General features: G+C 61.3%; 15 protein-coding genes. 6 read left to right on the top strand and 9 right to left on the bottom strand.

All coding sequences use genetic code 11. The features are described 5' to 3' along the window. The first annotated feature begins 91 nt into the window (after nt 1–91). Nucleotides 92–4,738 carry a DUF6543 domain-containing protein gene (locus tag V3314_RS01925; RefSeq protein ID WP_338459866.1) on the top strand — a complete coding sequence of 1,549 codons (4,647 nt, stop codon included), beginning with the start codon at nt 92–94 and terminating at the stop codon, nt 4,736–4,738. Here V3314_RS01925 and V3314_RS01920 read toward each other — a convergent pair. The 4 genes from V3314_RS01920 to gpmI all read right to left on the bottom strand — a co-directional run bounded on the left by V3314_RS01920 (nt 4,722) and on the right by gpmI (nt 9,967). Next, nucleotides 4,722–5,510: a divergent polysaccharide deacetylase family protein gene (locus tag V3314_RS01920; RefSeq protein ID WP_046613500.1), complete on the bottom strand. Its 789-nt coding sequence runs from the start codon at nt 5,508–5,510 to the stop codon at nt 4,722–4,724. The two genes, V3314_RS01925 and V3314_RS01920, sit on opposite strands and share 17 nt — an antisense overlap. 5 nt (nt 5,511–5,515) lie before the next feature. Beyond that, nucleotides 5,516–6,832, bottom strand: a complete 1,317-nt coding sequence (locus tag V3314_RS01915; RefSeq protein ID WP_046613499.1) for a S41 family peptidase — start codon at nt 6,830–6,832, stop codon at nt 5,516–5,518. Nucleotides 6,833–6,909: 77 nt separating this feature from the next. Continuing rightward, nucleotides 6,910–8,202 carry a murein hydrolase activator EnvC gene (locus V3314_RS01910; protein WP_046613498.1) on the bottom strand — a complete coding sequence of 431 codons (1,293 nt, stop codon included), beginning with the start codon at nt 8,200–8,202 and terminating at the stop codon, nt 6,910–6,912. Between the two features lie 229 nt (nt 8,203–8,431). Next, complete coding sequence (gene gpmI / locus V3314_RS01905) at nt 8,432–9,967, bottom strand: 2,3-bisphosphoglycerate-independent phosphoglycerate mutase (protein WP_338459865.1); 1,536 nt, start codon at nt 9,965–9,967, stop codon at nt 8,432–8,434. Between the two features lie 206 nt (nt 9,968–10,173). On the opposite strand from gpmI, the gene V3314_RS01900 reads away from it, so the two are divergent. Genes V3314_RS01900 through secB form a run of 3 tightly spaced genes read left to right on the top strand, consistent with a single transcriptional unit; the run spans nt 10,174 to nt 11,369 of the window. After that, the gene (locus tag V3314_RS01900) at nt 10,174–10,587 is read left to right on the top strand and encodes a rhodanese-like domain-containing protein (protein WP_003259887.1); all 414 of its coding nucleotides are present in this window, start codon (nt 10,174–10,176) and stop codon (nt 10,585–10,587) included. A gap of 1 nt (nt 10,588) precedes the next feature. Then, a complete protein-coding gene (grxC, locus tag V3314_RS01895; protein WP_003249204.1) occupies nt 10,589–10,843 on the top strand; it encodes a glutaredoxin 3 in 255 nt (84 codons plus the stop codon). A 40-nt stretch (nt 10,844–10,883) separates the two neighbouring features. Next, nucleotides 10,884–11,369 carry a protein-export chaperone SecB gene (gene secB / locus V3314_RS01890; RefSeq protein ID WP_013974581.1) on the top strand — a complete coding sequence of 162 codons (486 nt, stop codon included), beginning with the start codon at nt 10,884–10,886 and terminating at the stop codon, nt 11,367–11,369. Between the two features lie 162 nt (nt 11,370–11,531). On the opposite strand, the gene trmL is transcribed toward secB, so the two are convergent. Further along, nucleotides 11,532–11,993, bottom strand: coding sequence for a tRNA (uridine(34)/cytosine(34)/5-carboxymethylaminomethyluridine(34)-2'-O)-methyltransferase TrmL (gene trmL / locus V3314_RS01885; protein WP_046613495.1), 462 nt, complete (start codon nt 11,991–11,993; stop codon nt 11,532–11,534). Here trmL and V3314_RS01880 point away from each other — a divergent pair. Continuing rightward, complete coding sequence (locus V3314_RS01880; protein WP_046613493.1) at nt 11,992–12,429, top strand: hypothetical protein; 438 nt, start codon at nt 11,992–11,994, stop codon at nt 12,427–12,429. The two genes, trmL and V3314_RS01880, sit on opposite strands and share 2 nt — an antisense overlap. A gap of 356 nt (nt 12,430–12,785) precedes the next feature. Here V3314_RS01880 and ntrC read toward each other — a convergent pair whose 3' ends face one another. The 4 genes from ntrC to glnA all read right to left on the bottom strand — a co-directional run bounded on the left by ntrC (nt 12,786) and on the right by glnA (nt 17,600). Beyond that, nucleotides 12,786–14,222 (bottom strand): nitrogen regulation protein NR(I), encoded by a 1,437-nt coding sequence (gene ntrC / locus V3314_RS01875; RefSeq protein ID WP_046613491.1) that lies wholly within the window; start codon nt 14,220–14,222, stop codon nt 12,786–12,788. Next, entirely contained in the window at nt 14,219–15,304 is a 1,086-nt protein-coding gene (gene glnL / locus V3314_RS01870) for a nitrogen regulation protein NR(II) (RefSeq protein WP_025340937.1), read from the bottom strand. Before glnL ends, ntrC begins: the two co-directional genes overlap by 4 nt. Nucleotides 15,305–15,576: 272 nt before the next feature. After that, on the bottom strand, nt 15,577–16,020 hold the full coding sequence (locus V3314_RS01865; RefSeq protein ID WP_080958396.1) for a cupin domain-containing protein: 444 nt from the start codon (nt 16,018–16,020) through the stop codon (nt 15,577–15,579). Between the two features lie 173 nt (nt 16,021–16,193). After that, entirely contained in the window at nt 16,194–17,600 is a 1,407-nt protein-coding gene (gene glnA / locus V3314_RS01860; RefSeq protein ID WP_015272115.1) for a type I glutamate--ammonia ligase, read from the bottom strand. Between the two features lie 491 nt (nt 17,601–18,091). Here glnA and thiI point away from each other — a divergent pair, with 491 nt between their 5' ends. Continuing rightward, complete coding sequence (gene thiI, locus V3314_RS01855; RefSeq protein ID WP_046613488.1) at nt 18,092–19,546, top strand: tRNA uracil 4-sulfurtransferase ThiI; 1,455 nt, start codon at nt 18,092–18,094, stop codon at nt 19,544–19,546. Nucleotides 19,547–19,576: the final 30 nt, after the last annotated feature.

Raw genomic sequence — 19,576 nt, 5'->3', positions numbered from 1 at the left:
CGCAGGGCCTTTTTCATTGGCAAGCAATAATTAGCCCGGGTGTCGGACAAGTTTGCTGCAGCCTGCCGGTTTTCTTCCGGAGGCATGCTTGATGAAACGTTCCGCTATTCCCACATTCGATTTTCAATACGCCGCAGCCAGTCAGTTCAGTGATCGGCCGACATTGCGGCAGGTGGCCAGCGAGAAGCTGTGGACCTTGCTGCTGGGGAAGCTGCCCTGGCTTGCCTTTGTGAAGCCGGCGCTGTCCAACGCCGACCCTCTCATGCTGGATAGTCCCGATCCCGAGACGCCCTACTGGACCACGCAACCGCTGGTCGACCGTGTGCTCCAGGCATTGCTCGAAGCACAGCCGCTGGACATCGAGCCTCTCGGTGAGCGGCATCATAATCTTGCACTGACCTCCTCATACCGTTTTCCTGGCTCGGACAGCGCTTTCGACACCCGCCAACTGAGCGGCATGTCCGATGCGCTCGACGAGCTGGTAAAGCAGTTGCCACGGCTTTTCTGCGAGGCACAGCTCAAATACTGGAATGCCAAGGGCAGTGCAGGGGTGAGCCGTGACCAGTGGTTGCAACTGCTGCTCAGGACTGCACTCTTGCGTGGCCTGCCTCTGCAGGGGCTGGATGCTCAGGAGCAGGCCTGCATCCGCGGATTGATCCGCGGTGGTGCTGCCCAGCCATCGGTCTATTTCGTGAAAGCCAGCCTGACCTGTGGGTCGATTCAATACGACCAGATGCTCAGTCACCTGCTGGTGACTGGCGATTACGATGAGCGGCAGGTGGTGCTCTGGTGCGCGCCGTCCGGTATCACGCGCAGCTTCGCTTCCCTGGCTGATTTCGGCGAAGCGTTGCGCAACGAACTGGCGCGGCACTACAGTTTCCAAAGCCTTTCGTGGACGCGTCAGCCGGTTGAGGGCAACGTCTTTGCCCAGCAGGTTTCGCTGTTGCTCGAGTCCATGTTCCAGTCTTTCGACCTGATGCGCTTCAGTGGCTTGTCCGATGTGGCGGCAATGGAGAGGCGTTTCGCCGATCTGAGCGACCCGGCGGCCTGGTTCGTACGCTACGAAGACGACACGCCAGCCACCATGGCCCCGCCAGGGCTCAGGGCCAGCGCTCCCCAGGACAGCTTTGCCTGTCGCGCCGCGTTGTTGCAGCTCGCCCTTGACCAGTTGGAAGCCGGGGGTGTTTCGGTGCTGGACGGCATCCAGTCATTGACGGCGTATACCGCGCAGCAACTGGGCGAGCAGATGAAAAAGGAGCACGGGGACGAAACCTCTCCAGATCACCTGCTTCTCGACCTGTATATCGCTCGGGGTGTGCCTGGCGGCGCTGCGACAGGTGCCGGCGGCGGCGAGCCACTGGCGTTCGTGGGTACCAAGTCGCTTACCGAATTTGCTATCGGTAACCTTGCTTCGCTTAAGGGCGCGGAGATCAAAAAGGTCCGCCATCAGAAGGGCATCACGCCCCCGAAGTGGCTGGATGCCAATGCTGCGAAGCGACTGGTGACCCAGGTAGACATTGGTGGCCGTTACCCAGCCTATGTTGCCGAACAGTTCGATGATCAGACCATGCGCGCCGAGCGCATCGTGCGTTTTGCCAGGGAATGGCGAAGCGCGTTTCTTTCCAGCGCCCTTTCGGCCAGGCTCGACGCGAAAGTCTCCGAGGTGGGTTTACGGTGCGTGGTGGATTTTTGCGCAGGTCATCAGGACCCATTGGTTCCGCGCATGTCATTGATCCCCCTGGCTTTCAGGCGCAGCCGTCACTCGCGCAAGGAAGACGATGTGCGCGGCATGTACTTGCTGTTCTGCGCCGAGCCGGCAAGGGTTCTGCTGTACCGCCCGCTATATCGACAGGACACGGTTCGCGAGTACGCAAGCCTTGAGGCCCTGCTTGCACATATTCGTGAATCGGCTCTCTTGCAAGGGAGCATTCTTGACTGGATCGATCCGACCGCGCGCGACGTATACGCAGAGGGTGGTTTCAGCGAGCCGCACATTGTGAGTATTGGTATCGACCCTTATACGCTCCCGGCCAAGCCGGAGCCGGCGATGCTCGACCTGAAGCTGTGGCTCAACAAGGTTGACGAGAAAATTTACCAGGCCAATCGAGATCTGCTGGTCGAGCTGGCAGGCCTGGAATCGGTATCTGACGCCGAGAGCCGCTGGCAGCTCCTGTGCGAAGGCGCCTGGCTGTTGTTCGATGTGGTGACTCAGGCGATACGCGGTCCGGTCGCGTCTGTGGCCTGGTTGGTACAGTTTCTGGCTTCTCTGCAAAACGACTTGACCGCGTTGGAGCAGGGTGGTGAGTTCGATCGGTCCGCTGCAGTGGCCGATTTGTTGCTCAACCTCGGGATGACGCTGCTGCATGCCCATCAACCGAAGCAGGAGACAATGCCCACAAGGCGGCTGCCTGAGGTTTCACTGTTCGAAGGGCCTGACCTGCAAAACGGCGCGTTTGTCGAACTTGCTATCGAGGCGCGTGAAGAACCGGAAGGCAAGCTGGGCGAGCTGGGCAGCCAGGTGCTGGACTTTTCCTGGCGCGGCCAGCATGGGTTCAACTGGCTGCCCGCGCAACAGCGGCAGAGGTTGCAAGCCATGCGCTCCAGCGTTTCGGTCAATGGCTTGAGCCCCTTGGCAGCGGGTGATGGTGAAGGCCTGTACCAGATTGGTGAAAACTACTACGCGGCCATGGCTGGTGACCTTTATAGCGTGAAGTTGCTGGCTGATGGAGTTCGGGTGGTCGATGCGACTGGCGGTTATGGGCCCTGGCTGGCACTGGTCGATGGGGCTTGGCGGGTGGATACGAAACTGCGCCTTGCAGGAGGAGCTCCCGGCCCCAGGACTTCGGTATCGGTCCGATTCAAGAAACTGTACGACCGCGTCGACCAGCTGGATGTGGAAATTCCTAAGTTGAAGTCAACGGTCCAGTCAGTCACACAGCAGATGATGACCTTGCACCAGAGCCTTACCAAAATAGAAGAGTTGAAGGTAAAGGCCCAGGAGGATGTGAATTCGGCCCCGGCAGGTACTGATACGACAGCACTCCGATCACTGACCGCGCGTTATGAACAACGAGCGATGGAAGTGCGGGAAAGCATCGCCCAGCAGCGTGAGCAAATCGTTTCGCTGCTTGAAGAGGCCATCGGCAAGGAAGACGAACAGCTAAAGCTGTTGATCACGATGGCAGAACCCAAATATGCCACGCAACGCAAGAAAGATGGGTTGGATGAACCTGTTGCCAAGCATGAAAAGAATGCTCGCATAGAGCTGATTCGCGATTGCGTGTTCGTATATAACGAGCTCTGGAACCTGACGGACTATCCGCAACTTGCCGCCCTGCAACGGGCTATCAATGGGAAGCCATTGGCAGAGGTCGGCGAACAATATGCTGCGTTCCGTATCAAGCTGGAGCATGTGGCGAGGTACCAGGACCGCATGCTCGCCATACGATTGCACCTGGACAATTTGCTGGCCGAGTCGCCGATTGAGCTCGTCATACCTTCCAACCCCCCTGGCGACCATCGCACAGTGGGGCATTTGATCGACGAAAGAACATTCTCGACCGTGCAGATGCGCTTCCATCAGGTGCAGAACCTTGCTGACTTGGCCTTGCACCTTGATGCGCCCGGCGACCCTCGGATAGTCAGCCGCTACCGGGACGATCTGGTCAGCGTGGCCTTGCGCAATGCTGCGGAGGCTCATGGGGAGCTTGATTTCGCCAATCTGTCGGCGGATGACCGTATCGTGATCCTGCAGGAGGCATGGGATGAGTACTCTGCCGCACTACTCAATAGTGCCCGCATTCTCCGCGAAGGTGGCGACCTGATAGAGCCCGCAATGCTCGAGCGGTATCGCAACCATGTAGAGCAACTGAAGGAGGATGCGGGGCAGCGGCTGGTGGCCGCGATCTCGGAGCAGGATGGTGGAAAAGTCGCGCAAAAGCGCACGCCCTACAAGGTGTCTGCCGAAGAACAGCGGGTGGTACGCAACCTCGCTGGGCAGTTGATGATCGGAGTTGAAAGGACGATAGGTGAAAACCAGGTCGTGGAAGTGCGTGAGCCCTTCAGTGAAGAAGTACTGGCTATCTTTGAACTGGTGGATGGGGAATGGCGACAGCGGGAAAGCAAGCGCCCTTCATTGGCGGACGAAGCTACTCCAACAGACCTGCCCATGTGGGTACAGGCGCTGTTGGACGAGAGCGATTCCGTGCGGGAGCAGGCCAAGGACTATCTCGAGCACGACATCAAAGGGGCGTTGCTCAAGCAGTTGTTCGATCAGCATCTGGAAAAGCTGAATCAGGCGCTCAATGTGGTGCGCAATGCCGGAGGAAACGACAAACTGGTCAGGGCGCTGGAACTGGATCTGGACAAGTTGGGGGCGGAGAAGAAACTGCAATTGACCACGCTCTATACTGACACCAAGTATCCGTCGGCCGAAGGCTTGCAGTATCTCCACGAAGAGCGCCTGATACAGGTCGAATATCTGGAACGGCGCACCATGCAGGATGGCAGCGCTTTTGACGAATACCGGATCGTGCGCCTACCGAGCAAGCGTAACCTCTGGGCTGCGCACTTCCATTTCAGCTCGCCAGACGCTTTTGCAGAGGACTTCACTGTGGGTCACCTCAAGACCTGGAGCCAGCGTCGTTTGAGTAGTCAGGTCGCTGCAGCCTCGGGCCAGCGGGTGCACAGGGGAAGACTTACGCTGGCCGAGGCCCGAGGAATCATTCCTTTCCGTTGAGCCGGCCAACGGGGGCAGTGGGGTGATGCCTGACATGCGCAGGCATCGTCTGATTGCCCCGCTCGGCAATCATCTGTTCCAGGCCGATCAGTTCTACGCCCTGGCGCTTCAGCCGGGGCAGTTCGCGTTCGAGCACTTCGAGGGTTTGCGGATAAGGGTGGCCGATCAGCACGGCTGAGCCTTGCTTGCGAGCCAGTTCGACCCCGAGCTGTAATTCGCTGCCGATTGCCTCGACCGTACGTACGTTGTCCAGAAAGACATCGCGGGATACCTGTGCCAGGCCCTGGGCCTGAGCCTGGAATGCAGCTACCGTGGCAGCGCTGGTACGGCTGTCCACAAAGAACAGGTGCCTGCGTTGCAGGTCGGCCATCAGCATCGCCATTGCTTCGGGTTCGGCGGTCATGCGGCTGCCCATGTGGTTGTTGATGCCGACCACGCACGGCACCTGCGCCAGGGCGGCGTCCAGGCGCCGGGCCAGCTCCGGCAGAGGTGTGCCGGGGTGCCAGGCGTAAGGGCCGGTAGCCGGGTCCATGGGCATGTGCAGGATCACCGTCTTGCCGGCCTTGTGTGCCTGACGGGCGAACGTGGTGGCATGCGGGGTGTCGGGCATGATCGCCATGGTCACTGGGCCGGGCAGGGCCAAGGTACGGCTGTCGCGCTCGCTGCTCTGGCCCAGGTCGTCGATGATGATGCTCATGTAGGCCTTGCCGGCCGGCGCCGCTTGCGCGACCCCGGCCATAAGGCAGAACAGCAGACAAAGCAGATACCGCATGGGGATCACTTGCCGGAGGTGATGTTCAACCCTTTGAGCAGGCTCAGTGCCTGGCTCAACTGGAAGTCGTCATCCTGCGGGCGCTCCTTGCGCTTGCCGCTGCCGGTCGGGCGATCGGCACCGCCGTTGCCGTTGCCCAGGTGGCCCTGCAGGTCGGCTTCCTTGAAGTTGTCGGTGTCGGCTTCGGCGGTGAGCTTGGCCGGGCGCACTTCGATGTCGGGTACGATGCCCTGGGCCTGGATCGAGCGGCCGTTGGGGGTGAAGTACAGCGCGGTGGTGAGCTTCAGCGCACGGTCGTTGGCCAATGGCAGCACGGTCTGCACCGAGCCCTTGCCGAAGCTGTCGGTGCCCATCAGCACGGCGCGCTTCTGGTCTTGCAGGGCGCCGGCGACAATTTCCGAGGCCGAGGCACTGCCGCCGTTGATCAGCACCACCAGTGGCACGCCGTCGCTTGCATCGGCCGGGTCGGCCGAGAAGCGCAGTTCGGAATTGGCAATGCGGCCCTTGGTGTAGACGATCAGGCCCTTGGTCAGGAAGTGGTCGGCCACTTCCACCGCCGACTGCAGCACGCCGCCCGGGTTGTTGCGCAAGTCCAGCACCACGCCGCGCAGCTTCTTGCCGTTATCCTTGCGCAGCTTGGCCAGGGCCTTGCCTACTTCGTCGCCGGTCTTGACCTGGAACTGGGTGATTCGGATGTAGCCGTAGTCGTTCTCCAGCAGCTGGCTCTTCACGCTCTTGACCTGGATGACCGCGCGGGCCAGGGTCACGTCGAAGGGGGTGCCGCCGTCGCGCACCAAGGTCAGGGTGATTTTCTCGCCGACCTTGCCGCGCATCTTGTCCACCGCCTCGGTCATGGTCTGGCCACGAGTCGGGGCGCCGTTGATCTTGACGATCAGGTCGCCGGCCTGCACGCCGGCACGCGAGGCCGGGGTGTCATCGATCGGCGAGACAACCTTGATGAAGCCGTCTTCCTGGCCTACTTCGATGCCCAGCCCGCCGAACTCGCCGCTGGTGCTTTCCTGCAGTTCCTGGAAGTCCTCGGGGCCGAGGTAGGCCGAGTGCGGGTCAAGGTTGCTGAGCATGCCCTTGATGGCATTTTCCAGCAGGGTCTTGTCATCCACCGGCTCCACATAGGCCGCCTTGATGCGGTCCATGACCTCGGCGAAGGTGCGCAGCTCTTCAAGCGGCAGTGGCGCCTTGGCGGTCACCTCGGTGGCCGGTACTGCGGCCGGCTTGGCCGGCTCCGCGGCAGTGGCCAGGGGCGCGCCGACCGCCAGGGCGATGGACAGGGCCAGCTGGGTGAGACGAGGCGAGTGCAGCATGTCGAACGAACTCCTGATCCTGTAAGCGCTCCCTTGGGAGCATCGGTGCAGCCTGTGGCTACCCCGTGGAAATTTGACTAGCCCCGGCACCACTGCGAAGGGTCGGTAGGCCGGCCCTGCTGGCGGATGGCGAAGTACAAGCCGGCAGCGTCCTGGCCACCGCTGTCGCCGACGGTGGAAATGGCCTCGCCGGCCTTGACGATATCACCGGCACTCTTGAGCAGGCTCTGGTTATGGCCGTACAGGCTAAGGTATCCGTTGCCATGGTCGAGAATGACCAGAAGCCCGGCACCGCGCAACCAGTCGGCGAACACCACACGCCCGCCGTGCACGGCGCGTACCTGGGTGCCCGGGTTTGCGCTGATCATCACCCCATCCCACTTGGCACGGGCATCGCTGCCGCGGGCATCACCGAAACGTGCCAGCAATCGACCATTGACTGGCCATGGAAGTTTTCCCCGTGCGGCAGAAAATGCGCCGCCGTAGCTCGCCCCGTCGCTGGAAACCATCGGGCCCAGGGTTGTACGGGCCTTTTTCGGTGGCTCCACCGGTTCCCGGGCGGCAGCGGCGGCCAGGGCTTCCTGCTGGCGGCGTTTTTCCGCTTCCTGCTGGGCCAGCAAGGCCTTCCTGCGCGCTTCTTCGGCCTCGCGGGCCTGGCGGGCGAGGGTTTCTTCGATGGTCTTGAGAACTTTGGACAGGTCGGCCTGATCCTGTTCACGCGATTGCAGCTTCTGGTCGCGGTCCTTCATGTCGCTGTTGAGCTTGGCCAGTACCTGCTGGCGCTTGCCGCGCTCGGTTTCCAGGGCCTGGCGGCGGCTGTCGAGGTCGGCGCGCTGGGCCAGCAGCTGTTGCTGCTGGGTAGCGATTTCCTGTTCGACGTTGGCCAGTTGGCGCAGGGTCTCGTTGAAGGTGCGCAGTTGCTCCAGGCGCGCCTTGCTCAGGTAGTCGTAGTAGGTCAGGGTGCGGGCGAACTTCTCGGGGTTCTGCTGGTTGAGCAGAAGCTTGAGGTATTCCTCGCGGCCATTCTGGTAGGCCGAACGGGCCTGGATGGCGATCAGTCGCTGTTGTTCAACGCGGGCGCTCTGGAGTTTTTTTTTCTCGGTATCAAGGCGCTCCAGCTCGCCCTCGGTCTTTTTTAGTTCTTGCTGCAGGGCCTCCACCTGCTTTTCGAGGTTGCCGATATCGGTCTCGGTGGCTTTGAGGTCCTTTTGCACGCCGGCCTTTTCTTCCTGGAGCTTGCTCAGCGTCTTCTTGAGCTCGGCAATGTCCTGGCGGGTGGCGTCCAGTTGCTGCTGGGTCTGCGCACGCTCATCGGCAAAGGCCGGGCTGAGCAGGCAAGACAGGGCTAGGAGGATCAGGGCGCGAAGCATGGGGTTTGGCGTACCAAGGATGGAGACTGGCCTAGTATGCCCGCGCGGGCGGGCAAAAAAAACGCCTCGCTGCGGGTGCAGAGGGGCGTTTGTCTGGAATTCATGTGTTATCGGGGCTGCCGTGCAGTCAATTCGCAGCACAAGGCTGCACCTGCAGGCATTGCGCGAGCCCTTTGTAGGAGCAGCCTTGTGCTGCGAATGGGCCGTAGAGCGGCCCCGATACACAGAATCAGGCGTCGACCAGGATGGAGGTGCCGGTCATTTCCACCGGCTTTTCCAGATCCAGCAGCTTCAGCATGGTCGGCGCCACATCGGCCAGCACGCCGCCGTCACGCACTTTGACGTTGCGTTTGCCGACATAGATGAACGGCACCGGCTCGGTAGTGTGCGCAGTGTGCGCCTGGCCGGTGCACTCGTCTTCCATCTGCTCGACGTTGCCGTGGTCGGCGGTGATCAGCGCTTCGCCACCGACCTTGTCCAGCGCCTCGACGATGCGCCCGACGCAGCCATCCAGGGCCTCGACGGCCTTCACCGCAGCTTCGAACACGCCGGTATGGCCGACCATGTCGCCGTTGGCGTAGTTGACCACGATCACGTCATAACGCTGCTGCTCGATGGCCTCGACGATGCGGTCGGTAACTTCCGGTGCGCTCATTTCCGGCTGCAGGTCGTACGTGGCGACCTTCGGCGACGGGATCAGGATGCGCTCTTCGCCTTCGAACGGCTCTTCGCGGCCACCAGAGAAGAAGAAGGTGACGTGGGCGTACTTCTCGGTCTCGGCGATGCGCAGCTGGGTCTTGCCGTTTTTCGCCAGGTACTCGCCCAGCACGTTGTTCAGGCTGGCCGGGGCGAAGGCGGCAGGTGCCGGGATTTTCGCCGAGTACTGGGTCAGGCCGATGTAGGCGGCCAGTTTTGGCAGGCGGGCACGCGGGAATTCGTTGAAGTCCGCTTCGACGAACACGCGCGACAGTTCGCGGGCGCGGTCGGCGCGGAAGTTCATGAAGATTACCGCGTCGCCATCTTCGACCCTGACTGCTTCACCGATGCGCGTGGCCTTGACGAACTCGTCGCTCTCGTCGCGGGCGTAGGCTGCTTCCAGGCCGGCCAGTGCGGTGTCGGCAGTGTATTCGGCAGCACTGTCGACGATCAGGTTGTAGGCGGCGCTGACGCGGTCCCAGCGGTTATCTCGGTCCATGGCGTAGTAGCGGCCGATCAGGCTGGCGATGCGGCCCTTGCCCAGTTTGGCGAAGGTGGCGTCGAGCAGTTCGATGGACGACTGCGCGCTGCGTGGCGGAGTGTCGCGGCCGTCGAGGAAGGCGTGCAGGTAGATTTTTTGTGCACCGCGCTGCGCGGCCAGTTCGGCCATGGCCACCAGGTGGTCCTGGTGGCTGTGTACGCCGCCATCGGACAGCAGACCGAGGATATGCACGGCCTTGCCAGCACTGGCTGCCTTGTCCACGGCGCCGGTCAGTACCGGGTTCTCGAAGAACTCGCCGTCGCGGATGGCCTTGGTCACCCGGGTGAAATCCTGGTACACCACGCGGCCGGCGCCGAGGTTCATGTGACCGACTTCGGAGTTGCCCATCTGCCCGTCCGGCAGGCCGACATCCATGCCCGAGCCGGAAATGAGGCCATGCGGCTGGCTGGCGCGCAGGCGGTCATAGACCGGTGTGTTGGCGGCATAGATGGCGTTGTATTCGGGGCTTTCGCTGTGGCCGAAGCCATCCAGGATGATCAGGACCAGGGGTTTGGGCGTACTCGTCATCAATCAAACTCACGGTTGTTCAAAGATGATAAAGACACGCATTTTAGGGCAAATGCGCCACTGGCGGCGAATATTCGTCCTGTTCCCTGACCAGCGTGGCCAATGTAGCAACATGAAGGTACCTTTCCGGCCGGCCCGTCGGGCTTTGGTGGCAATAAGGGGCTGTGTATACTGGCCGGCATTTTCAATCGCGTGGAACACCCCAGATGGTTGCTAACCTGATTCAATTTGCGACAAACCACTACATCCTGGTGGCGATCTTCGTTGTTTTGCTGGTCGCATTGCTGGTCAACGAAATCCGTCGTGGTGGCCAGAGCCTGAGCAACGGCCAGCTGACTGCCCTGGTCAATGCCGAGAAAGCCCTGGTCATCGATATCCGCCCGACCAAGGAATACTCCGCCGGTCACATCGTCGGTGCGGTGAACATCCCGCAGGACAAGCTGGTCAACCGCATGAGCGAGCTGGACAAGCACAAAGAGAAGACCCTGATCGTCGTCGACTCGATGGGCCAGCAGTCCGGCACCATCTGCCGCGAATTGCTCAAGGCTGGTTACAACGCCGCCAAGCTGAGCGGTGGCGTTTCCAGCTGGAAAGCCGATAACCTCCCCCTGGTGAAGTGATATGAAGCCCGTCATCGTCTATTCCAGCGACTACTGCCCCTACTGCATGCGCGCCAAGTACCTGCTCGAGAGCAAGGGCGTGGCCTTCGAGGAAATCAAGGTCGACGGCAAGCCACAGGTTCGTGCCGAAATGAGCCAGAAGGCCGGTCGTACATCGGTGCCGCAGATCTGGATCGGCAGCACTCACGTCGGTGGATGCGATGACCTTTATGCCCTGGAGCGCGCCGGCAAGCTCGACGCGCTGCTGGCGGCCTGAATTTGCACTGCATTCAAAAACATTAGGATAAGGATCTGCCATGACTGACCAACAGACCAACGGCGCTGCTGCAGAAGACAACAGCCCTCAGTTCTCCATGCAGCGCATCTATGTGCGCGATCTGTCGTTCGAGGCCCCGAAAAGCCCGCAGATCTTCCGTCAGACCTGGGAACCGAGCGTTGCCCTGGATCTGAACACCAAGCAGAAAGCCCTGGAAGGCGACTTCCACGAGGTGGTGCTGACCCTGTCGGTTACCGTCAAGAACGGTGACGAAGTGGCCTTCATCGCTGAAGTGCAGCAGGCCGGTATCTTCCTGATCAAGAACCTGGATGCGGCTTCGATGAGCCACACCTTGGGTGCTTTCTGCCCGAATATCCTGTTCCCGTACGCCCGCGAGACCCTGGACAGCCTGGTGACCCGCGGTTCGTTCCCGGCCCTGATGCTGTCGCCGGTCAACTTCGACGCCCTGTACGCGCAGGAAATGCAGCGCATGCAGGAAGCTGGCGAAGCGCCGACTGTGCAGTAATAGCTGCGTTTGAAAAAGGGCGACTTCGGTCGCCTTTTTTTGTTGGCCTGTTCCCGCCCTATCGCCGGCAAGCCGGCTCCCACAGTTACTGACAGGTTTCAAGGCCGGTGCGGTCCCTGTGGGAGCTGGCTTGCCGGCGATAAGGCCAGTGCAGGCAGCGTATCAACTGCCGGAAAACCCATTCTGCCGCCACGCCTCATACACCGTTACAGCCACGGTATTGGACAGGTTCAGGCTACGGCACCCCGGCCGCATTGGCAGGCGCAGACGTTGTTCGGCCGGCAGGCTGTCCAGTACCTCGGTCGGCAAGCCACGGCTTTCTGGCCCGAACAGGAAGGCATCACCCGGCTGGTAGGCCACTTCGTGGAAGGGATGCGAGCCCTTGGTGGTGAAGGCAAACAGCCGTGGATTGCCCAGGCTTTCCAGGCATCCGGCCAGGCTCTCGTGGCGCTTGAGCGTGGCATACTCGTGGTAGTCCAACCCCGCGCGCCGCAGGCGCTTGTCATCCAGTTCGAAGCTGATGGGCTCGATCAGGTGCAGGTCGCAGCCGCTGTTGGCGCACAGGCGAATGATATTGCCGGTATTCGGCGGAATTTCTGGTTGAAAAAGGATGACGTGAAACATGCACGGCTCCAAGCGTGAAGATGACGAGCATTCTACCCCTGAACCGGACGTGCGTTCGAAGGCGTTCCCGCGGGTGATGCTGTCGCTGGCGATCGTCGGCTTGATGGTGGGGCTGATGATCGGTCGCCTGACCACGCCCGAAGAGCGCGAGCTGCAGCAGGTGGAGGTAGTGCAGGATGGCCTGGAGCTGTGGTTCAACGAAGAGCCCCAGCTGCATGGTGAGAATGTGGATGGTACGGTAGCACTGTTGTTCCAGGCCCAGGGCACGGCCCGGCAAGGGCAACTGAGCCTGCAGGGCAAGCCTGTGAGCTGGCGGGTGCAGAATAGCAAGGAAGGTCTGTTGTTGACCGTGGTGGCCGCGCGCCCTCTGCACGGCGAGTGGGCCGGTGCAGAGGACGCTGGGCGCTGGCGTTTGCAGGTGAAACTGCACGAATAAAAGAGGGGATATCCCGGCCTGCCTGTACCAGGGTCCCCGAAAGGGGTACTGCGTATAAAGGGGGGATGGCCCGGCCTGCCTGTACCGAGGTCCCCAAAACTGGCGATGTTGCGAATAAAAGAGGGGTTCACCCGGCCTGCCTGTACCAGGGCCCCCGAAACTGGGTATGTACTATCCATTGCAGGTGGCGTGCCAATTTTTAAACGCCCATGAATATTGGGTTTCAGGGTGAATTGGCCGTTTTTTGAGGGGGTTTGTGCCTTAGTGAGGTGCATCGGGCACAGGATCGGTGCATCGAAGGGCTGAAATGTTCGGGGCCGCAAAGCGGCCCCGAGGATCAATGGGTTTACCGGAACTCAGTGGTCATCACCTTCCTCATCATCGCCACCCGCCACATTCATCCCCAGCTCCTTGATCTTGCGGGTCAGGGTATTGCGCCCCCAACCCAGCAACAGTGCCGCATCGCGCCGACGGCCAGCGGTGTGCTTGAGCGCCGTCTCGATCATGATCCGCTCGAAGCTCGGCACTGCGCTGTCCAGCAGGCTGGTTTGCCCACGTGCCAGCGCCTGGTCGGCCCACTGGCGCAGGGCCTGCTCCCAGTTGGTTACGGGTGCGGCGTCCTGTGGCAGGTTCAGCAGCTCTGGCGGCAGGTCGCCGATCAGCACTTCGCGGCTGGAAGCCATCACGGTTATCCAGCGGCAAGTGTTCTCCATCTGTCGCACGTTGCCGGGCCATGGCAGGTTGCGGATGAACTCCTCGGTTTCCGGCTTGAGGATCTTCGGTTCGACCGCCAGTTCCTGGGCGGCGCGGGCGAGGAAGTGGCGGGCGAGGGCGGGGATATCCTCGCGGCGGTCGGCCAGCCGTGGAATGTGGATGCGAATCACGTTCAGGCGGTGGAACAGGTCCTCGCGGAACTTGCCGGCCTGTACCAGCGACTCCAGGTTCTGGTGGGTGGCGGCGATGATGCGCACGTCGACCTTGACCGGTACGTGGCCGCCCACGCGATAGAACTCGCCATCGGCCAATACCCGCAGCAGGCGGGTCTGGGTGTCGGCAGGCATGTCGCCGATTTCGTCGAGGAACAGGGTGCCGCCGTCGGCCTGCTCGAAGCGGCCCCGGCGCAGGTTGGCGGCGCCGGTGAAAGCGCCCTTTTCATGACCGAACAGCTCGGACTCCATCAGGTCCTTGGGGATGGCTGCCATGTTCAGGGCAATGAATGGTGAGGCCGCGCGCGGGCTGTGGCGGTGCAGGGCGTGGGCCACCAGCTCCTTGCCGGTACCGGACTCACCGTTGATCAGTACGGTGATGTTGGAGTGGCTGAGGCGGCCGATGGCGCGGAACACCTCCTGCATTGCCGGTGCTTCACCGATGATTTCCGGCGTGCGCGCCAGGCTCTGCGGTACATCCAGCCCTTGTTGCTCCTGGGCGTGTTGGTTGGCGCGCTTGACCAGCGAGACCGCCTCGTCCACATCGAATGGTTTGGGCAGGTACTCGAAGGCACCGCCCTGGTACGACGCAACGGCGCTGTCCAGGTCGGAGTGGGCGGTCATGATGATGACCGGCAGGCGTGGATGCTGCTCACGGATCTGTGCCAGCAGGTCGAGGCCGCTGGTGCCCGGCATGCGGATGTCGGAAATGATCACGTCCGGTTGCTGGCGTGCCAGGCGGCCCATCACGCCATCGGCGCTATCGAAGCTCTGGGTGGTCATGCCTTCCTGTTGCAGGGCTTTTTCCAGGACCCAGCGGATGGAGCGATCATCGTCGACGATCCATACGGTTTCACTTCGGCTCATGAGGCGGTGGCTCCTTGTTCCAGGGGCAGGTAGATCGAGAATGCGGTGTGGCCTGCATGGCTTTCACACTCGATCAGGCCCTGGTGCTGGCTGATGATGTTCTGGGTAATGGCCAGGCCCAGCCCGGTACCGTCCGGGCGACCGCTGACCATGGGATAGAAGAGGGTGTCCTGCAGTTCCGGCGGGATGCCCGGGCCGTTGTCGATGATCTCCACCCGCGCCACCAGGCGATGGCGCACATGGCCGATGGTGAACTGGCGCAGGGCACGGCTGCGCAGGGTGATGCGGCCCAGGCGCAGTTCGTTCTGTGAACTGATCGCCTGCATGGCATTGCGCACGATGTTGAGCACGGCCTGGATCATCTGCTCGCGGTCGATCAACACATCCGGCAGGCTGGGGTCGTAGTCGCGCACCAAAGTGATGCAGCCCTGGCTTTCGGCCTCCACCAGGCTGCAGACCCGCTCCAGCACTTCGTGGATGTTGGTCATGGCCAGCGACGGCAGCTTGTTCGAGCCGAGCATGCGGTCGACCAGGTTACGCAGGCGATCGGCTTCCTCGATGATCACGTTGGTGTAGTCGCGCAGGCCTTCTTCAGGCAACTCGCGGGCCAGCAGCTGAGCTGCGCCGCGAATGCCGCCGAGGGGGTTCTTGATTTCGTGGGCCAGGCCGCGTACCAGCATCTTGGTGGTTTCCTGCTTGCTCAGCTGGGCCTCTTCCTTGGTGATGCGCAGCAGCCGGTCGCGCGGGTGCACTTCGAGCAGCAGCAGGGTCTGGCCCTGGTGCAGGATCGGCGTTACCGCGTAGTCGACGGTGATGGTCTGCCCGGTCAGCGAGGTGAGTTGCGCTTCGCGCTTGGTGAACGGATGCGCCTGCTCGACCGCCTGGCGCAGCGAGCTGAGCGCTTCGGTCGACTCGGTGAACAGCTCGCTGATGAACTGCCCATGGCTGCGCTGGCCACTTACTGCCAGAAGCATTTCCGCGGCCGGGTTCATGTACTCCAGGCGCAGCTCGGCGTTGAGCAGTAGCGTGGCGGTGGTCAGGTTGTCCAGAAGCAGACGGTGCTGGGCATCGCTGATGGTCATAGGGCGTCGTCGACCTCTTTTGGCGCGTGTCGGGCATGGGCGCGGCCATGGTCGGGCGCGCGGTGGATCCGCTGATTCCAGTCTTTGGGCAAAAAATGCAAGAACCAAACCAAGGCTCCGAAAAGAAGCGGAATTTGCCTATAAAGCCCTGGAAACGGGGAAAACCGCACCAGAATGAACTGATTAAACGGTTCACGTGATCGCTTTTGGGGTGCATTCGGGGGCATTGGCTCACAGAATGCACCAATATAGAGCATAGGTGGATTCAGGGTTTATCGCACAGTTGGCGGGCATTCGGCTTCTGGCGTTGAAAACGCCAGGTCTTCATTGCTTGCGTGGAACACCATGACAGTGGCGGGTTGCCCAGTGGTGTGCCCGCGATGCACTTCCCCATGAAGTTCTGCCAGCGTCTGTCCTGCAACCAGGCTTGTGCGCTTGCCGTCGCGGGTTTCCACCTCAAGTCTGCCCTCTGCCAGATAGCCCAGGTTGAGCGCCTGATGGCAGTGCCAACCAAGGGTGGTGTGGGCGGGAATGCTGACTTTCACCAGCGACAGCACTGGTCGTCCTTCGGGGTAATCGCGATAGGGGGTGCCGTCCCAACTGCCGGTGGCGCGGTGAAGCACCTGTGACGTTGCCTGGCCTGGCGCGGTGCCATTGCTGGCGCAGCCGGCGAGGAGGGCGGATACGGTAATCATTGCAGTTAGAAGTTTGCGCATGGCGTGATGTCCGTTGACTGAAGGGACGCCTACCCTGCGTGCTGAAGGGGCGGCGAAATGTCAGCGGCATCTGCCGGTTCTGTATGAAATCGAGGACGCAGCCACGGAAACGAAAACGGCCTCCCGAAGGAGGCCGTTCGTGATCATGTCATCGGCGCCAGGCGCCGATCAGATCAGCAGCTGTAGTACAGCTCGTATTCCAGCGGGTGAACGAAGGTGCGGACCTTGATTTCTTCTTCGCTCTTCAGCTCGATGAAGGCATCGATGAAGTCGTCGGAGAACACGCCGCCCTTGGTCAGGAACGCACGGCCTTTGTCCAGCTCTTCCAGAGCTTCTTTCAGGCTGCCGCAAACCTGCGGGATGTCCTTGGCCTCTTCAGGCGGCAGGTCGTACAGGTTCTTGTCGGCAGCATCGCCTGGGTGGATCTTGTTCTGGATACCGTCCAGGCCAGCCATCAGCAGGGCGGCGAAGGCCAGGTACGGGTTGGCCGATGGGTCCGGGAAGCGAGCTTCGATACGGCGGGCTTTCGGGCTGCCGACGTAAGGAATACGGATCGAGGCGGAACGGTTGCGAGCCGAGTAGGCCAGCATTACCGGGGCTTCGAAGCCTGGAACCAGACGCTTGTAGGAGTTGGTCGATGGGTTGGTGAAGCCGTTCAGGGCCTTACCGTGCTTGATGATACCGCCGATGAAGTACAGGGCGGTGTCGGACAGGCCGGCATAGCCTTCACCCGAGAAGGTGTTCTTGCCGTCTTTCCAGATCGACATGTGCACGTGCATGCCCGAGCCGTTGTCGCCGTACAGTGGCTTAGGCATGAAGGTGGCGGTGCGGCCGTAGGCGTCGGCAACGTTGTGCACGACGTACTTCAGCGCCTGTACTTCGTCAGCCTTCTTCACCAGCGTGTTGAACTTGACGCCGATTTCGTTCTGGCCGGCAGTCGCCACTTCGTGGTGGTGAACTTCGACGGTCTGGCCCATTTCTTCCAGGGCGTTGCACATGGCGGTACGGATTTCGTGATCGTGGTCGAACGGCGGAACCGGGAAGTAGCCGCCTTTCACGCCTGGACGGTGGCCTTTGTTGCCGCCTTCCACGTCAGCGCCGGTCATCCAGGAGCCTTGCTCGGAGAAGATCTTGAACATCGAACCGGAAATATCCGACTGGAACTTCACTTCGTCGAAGATGAAGAACTCTGGCTCCGGGCCTGCGAATACGGTGTCACCGATGCCGGTGCTCTTCAGGTACTCTTCGGCGCGCTTGGCGATGGCGCGAGGGTCGCGATCGTAGCCCTGCATGCTCGAAGGGTCGACGATGTCGCAGGTGATGATCAGGGTCGGCTCTTCGGTGAACGGGTCCAGTACGGCAGTCTCGTCGACCGGCATCAGGATCATGTCGGAAGCTTCGATGCCTTTCCAGCCAGCGATGGAGGAACCGTCGAACATCTTGCCGACTTCGAAGAAGTCGTCTTCCAGTGCATCACGCGCCGGCATGGTCACGTGGTGCTGAGTGCCTTTGGTGTCCGTGAAACGCAGATCAATCCACTTGACGTCATGATCTTTGATGAGTTGAACCGACTTCGACATGTTGTCCTCCGGATGGTCTAGAGCGCGGTGGGCCGCTGCCCTGGAAAAAGGGTGTTGCCGGGCGCGGATAGTCGGCCAAGCTTACCTGCCTCACAAGGGAGCAAATTGCATGCCAGTGCCCGAAAATGGCGAGGGCGGGATAAAAGGGGGCGTTTGCGGGCATTTGGCGTAGGGTTGGCGGTTAAGAATGCACTCTTAAGATGCGAATTTTGGTAGCAGTGCACCAATAGCGTGCATTGCTTGAGTTGTGTGCTTTCTTTGAGGGCCTCATCGCGGGCTCGCCCGCTCCCGCAGGGGTTAGCACAACCTTGGAAATGTGTCCGGTCCCTGTGGGAGTGGGCGAGCCCGCGAAAGGGCCGGAGCAGGCAGGGCAAAACCCGCTTCCTGCATTTATCTGAAAGCTTCTGATCAAAAGTTGGTCAAATCCTGAGCAATTTCCGCTATAATTCGCGCCCCTCATTTTCGGCAGGCCCTGCGCGCGCTGTTAACCAATGAAACTTATCGTCAAAGTCTTCCCAGAAATCACCATCAAGAGCCGGCCGGTGCGCAAGCGCTTCATCCGCCAGCTCGGCAAGAACATCCGCAACGTGCTCAAGGACCTCGACCCTGAGCTCGTGGTCGATGGTGTCTGGGACAATCTCGAAGTGGTCACCCGCGTCGAAGACGAGAAAGTCCAGCGCGAAATGATCGAGCGCCTGACCTGCACCCCCGGTATCACCCACTTCCTGCAGGTAGAGGAATACCCGCTCGGCGACTTCGATGACATCGTCGCCAAGTGCAAGCAGCACTTCGGCCACCTGCTGGCCGGCAAGCATTTCGCCGTGCGCTGCAAGCGCGGCGGCCACCACGACTTCACCTCGATGGACGTCGACCGTTACGTCGGCAGCCAGCTGCGCCAGCAGTGCGGCGCCGCCGGCATCGCGCTGAAGAACCCGGAAGTGCTGGTGCGCATCGAAATCCGCGACCAGCGTCTGTACGTGATCCACAACCAGCACCAAGGCATCGGCGGCTACCCGCTGGGCGCCCTGGAGCAGACCCTGGTGCTGATGTCCGGCGGTTTCGACTCGACCGTGGCGGCCTACCAGATGATGCGCCGTGGCCTGATGACCCACTTCTGTTTCTTCAACCTCGGCGGCCGTGCCCACGAGCTGGGCGTTATGGAAGTAGCCCACTACTTGTGGAAGAAGTTCGGCAGCAGCCAGCGCGTGCTGTTCATCAGCGTGCCGTTCGAGGAAGTGGTCGGCGAGATCCTCAACAAGGTCGACAACAGCTACATGGGTGTGACCCTGAAGCGCATGATGCTGCGCGGTGCCGCGCACATGGCCGACCGCCTGGAGATCGACGCTCTGGTCACCGGCGAGGCGATTTCCCAAGTGTCCAGCCAGACCCTGCCGAACCTGTCGATCATCGACTCGGCCACCGACAAGCTGGTGCTGCGCCCGCTGCTGGCCAGCCACAAGCAGGACATCATTGATCAGGCCTACGCGATCGGCACTGCCGACTTCGCCAAGCACATGCCAGAATACTGCGGCGTGATCTCGGTAAACCCGACCACCCACGCCAAGCGCCACCGCATGGAGCATGAAGAGAAGCAGTTCGACATGGCCGTGCTGGAGCGCGCACTGGAACGCGCCCGGCTGATATCCATCGACCATGTGATCGACGAACTGGGCAAGGACATCGAAATCGAGGAAGTGACCGAGGCGCTGCCCGGCCAGATCGTCATCGACATTCGTCACCCCGATGCCCAGGAAGACGAACCTCTGGTGCTCGACGGTATCGAAGTCCAGGCCATGCCGTTCTATGCCATCAACAGCAAGTTCAAGCATTTGGATGCCAACCGCCAGTACTTGCTGTATTGCGACAAAGGTGTGATGAGCCGTCTGCACGCACACCACCTGCTCAGTGAGGGACATGCCAATGTGCGTGTTTATCGTCCGGCATAAGACGCCAGGGCTGTATGGCGGCAGCATCCG

Origin of the sequence: Pseudomonas sp. TE3-3-F2023, from assembly GCF_036784815.1 — a bacterium.
In the GTDB taxonomy this organism is placed as follows: Bacteria; Pseudomonadota; Gammaproteobacteria; order Pseudomonadales; family Pseudomonadaceae; genus Aquipseudomonas; species Aquipseudomonas pudica.
This window is presented reverse-complemented; position numbering and strand designations above follow the sequence as displayed.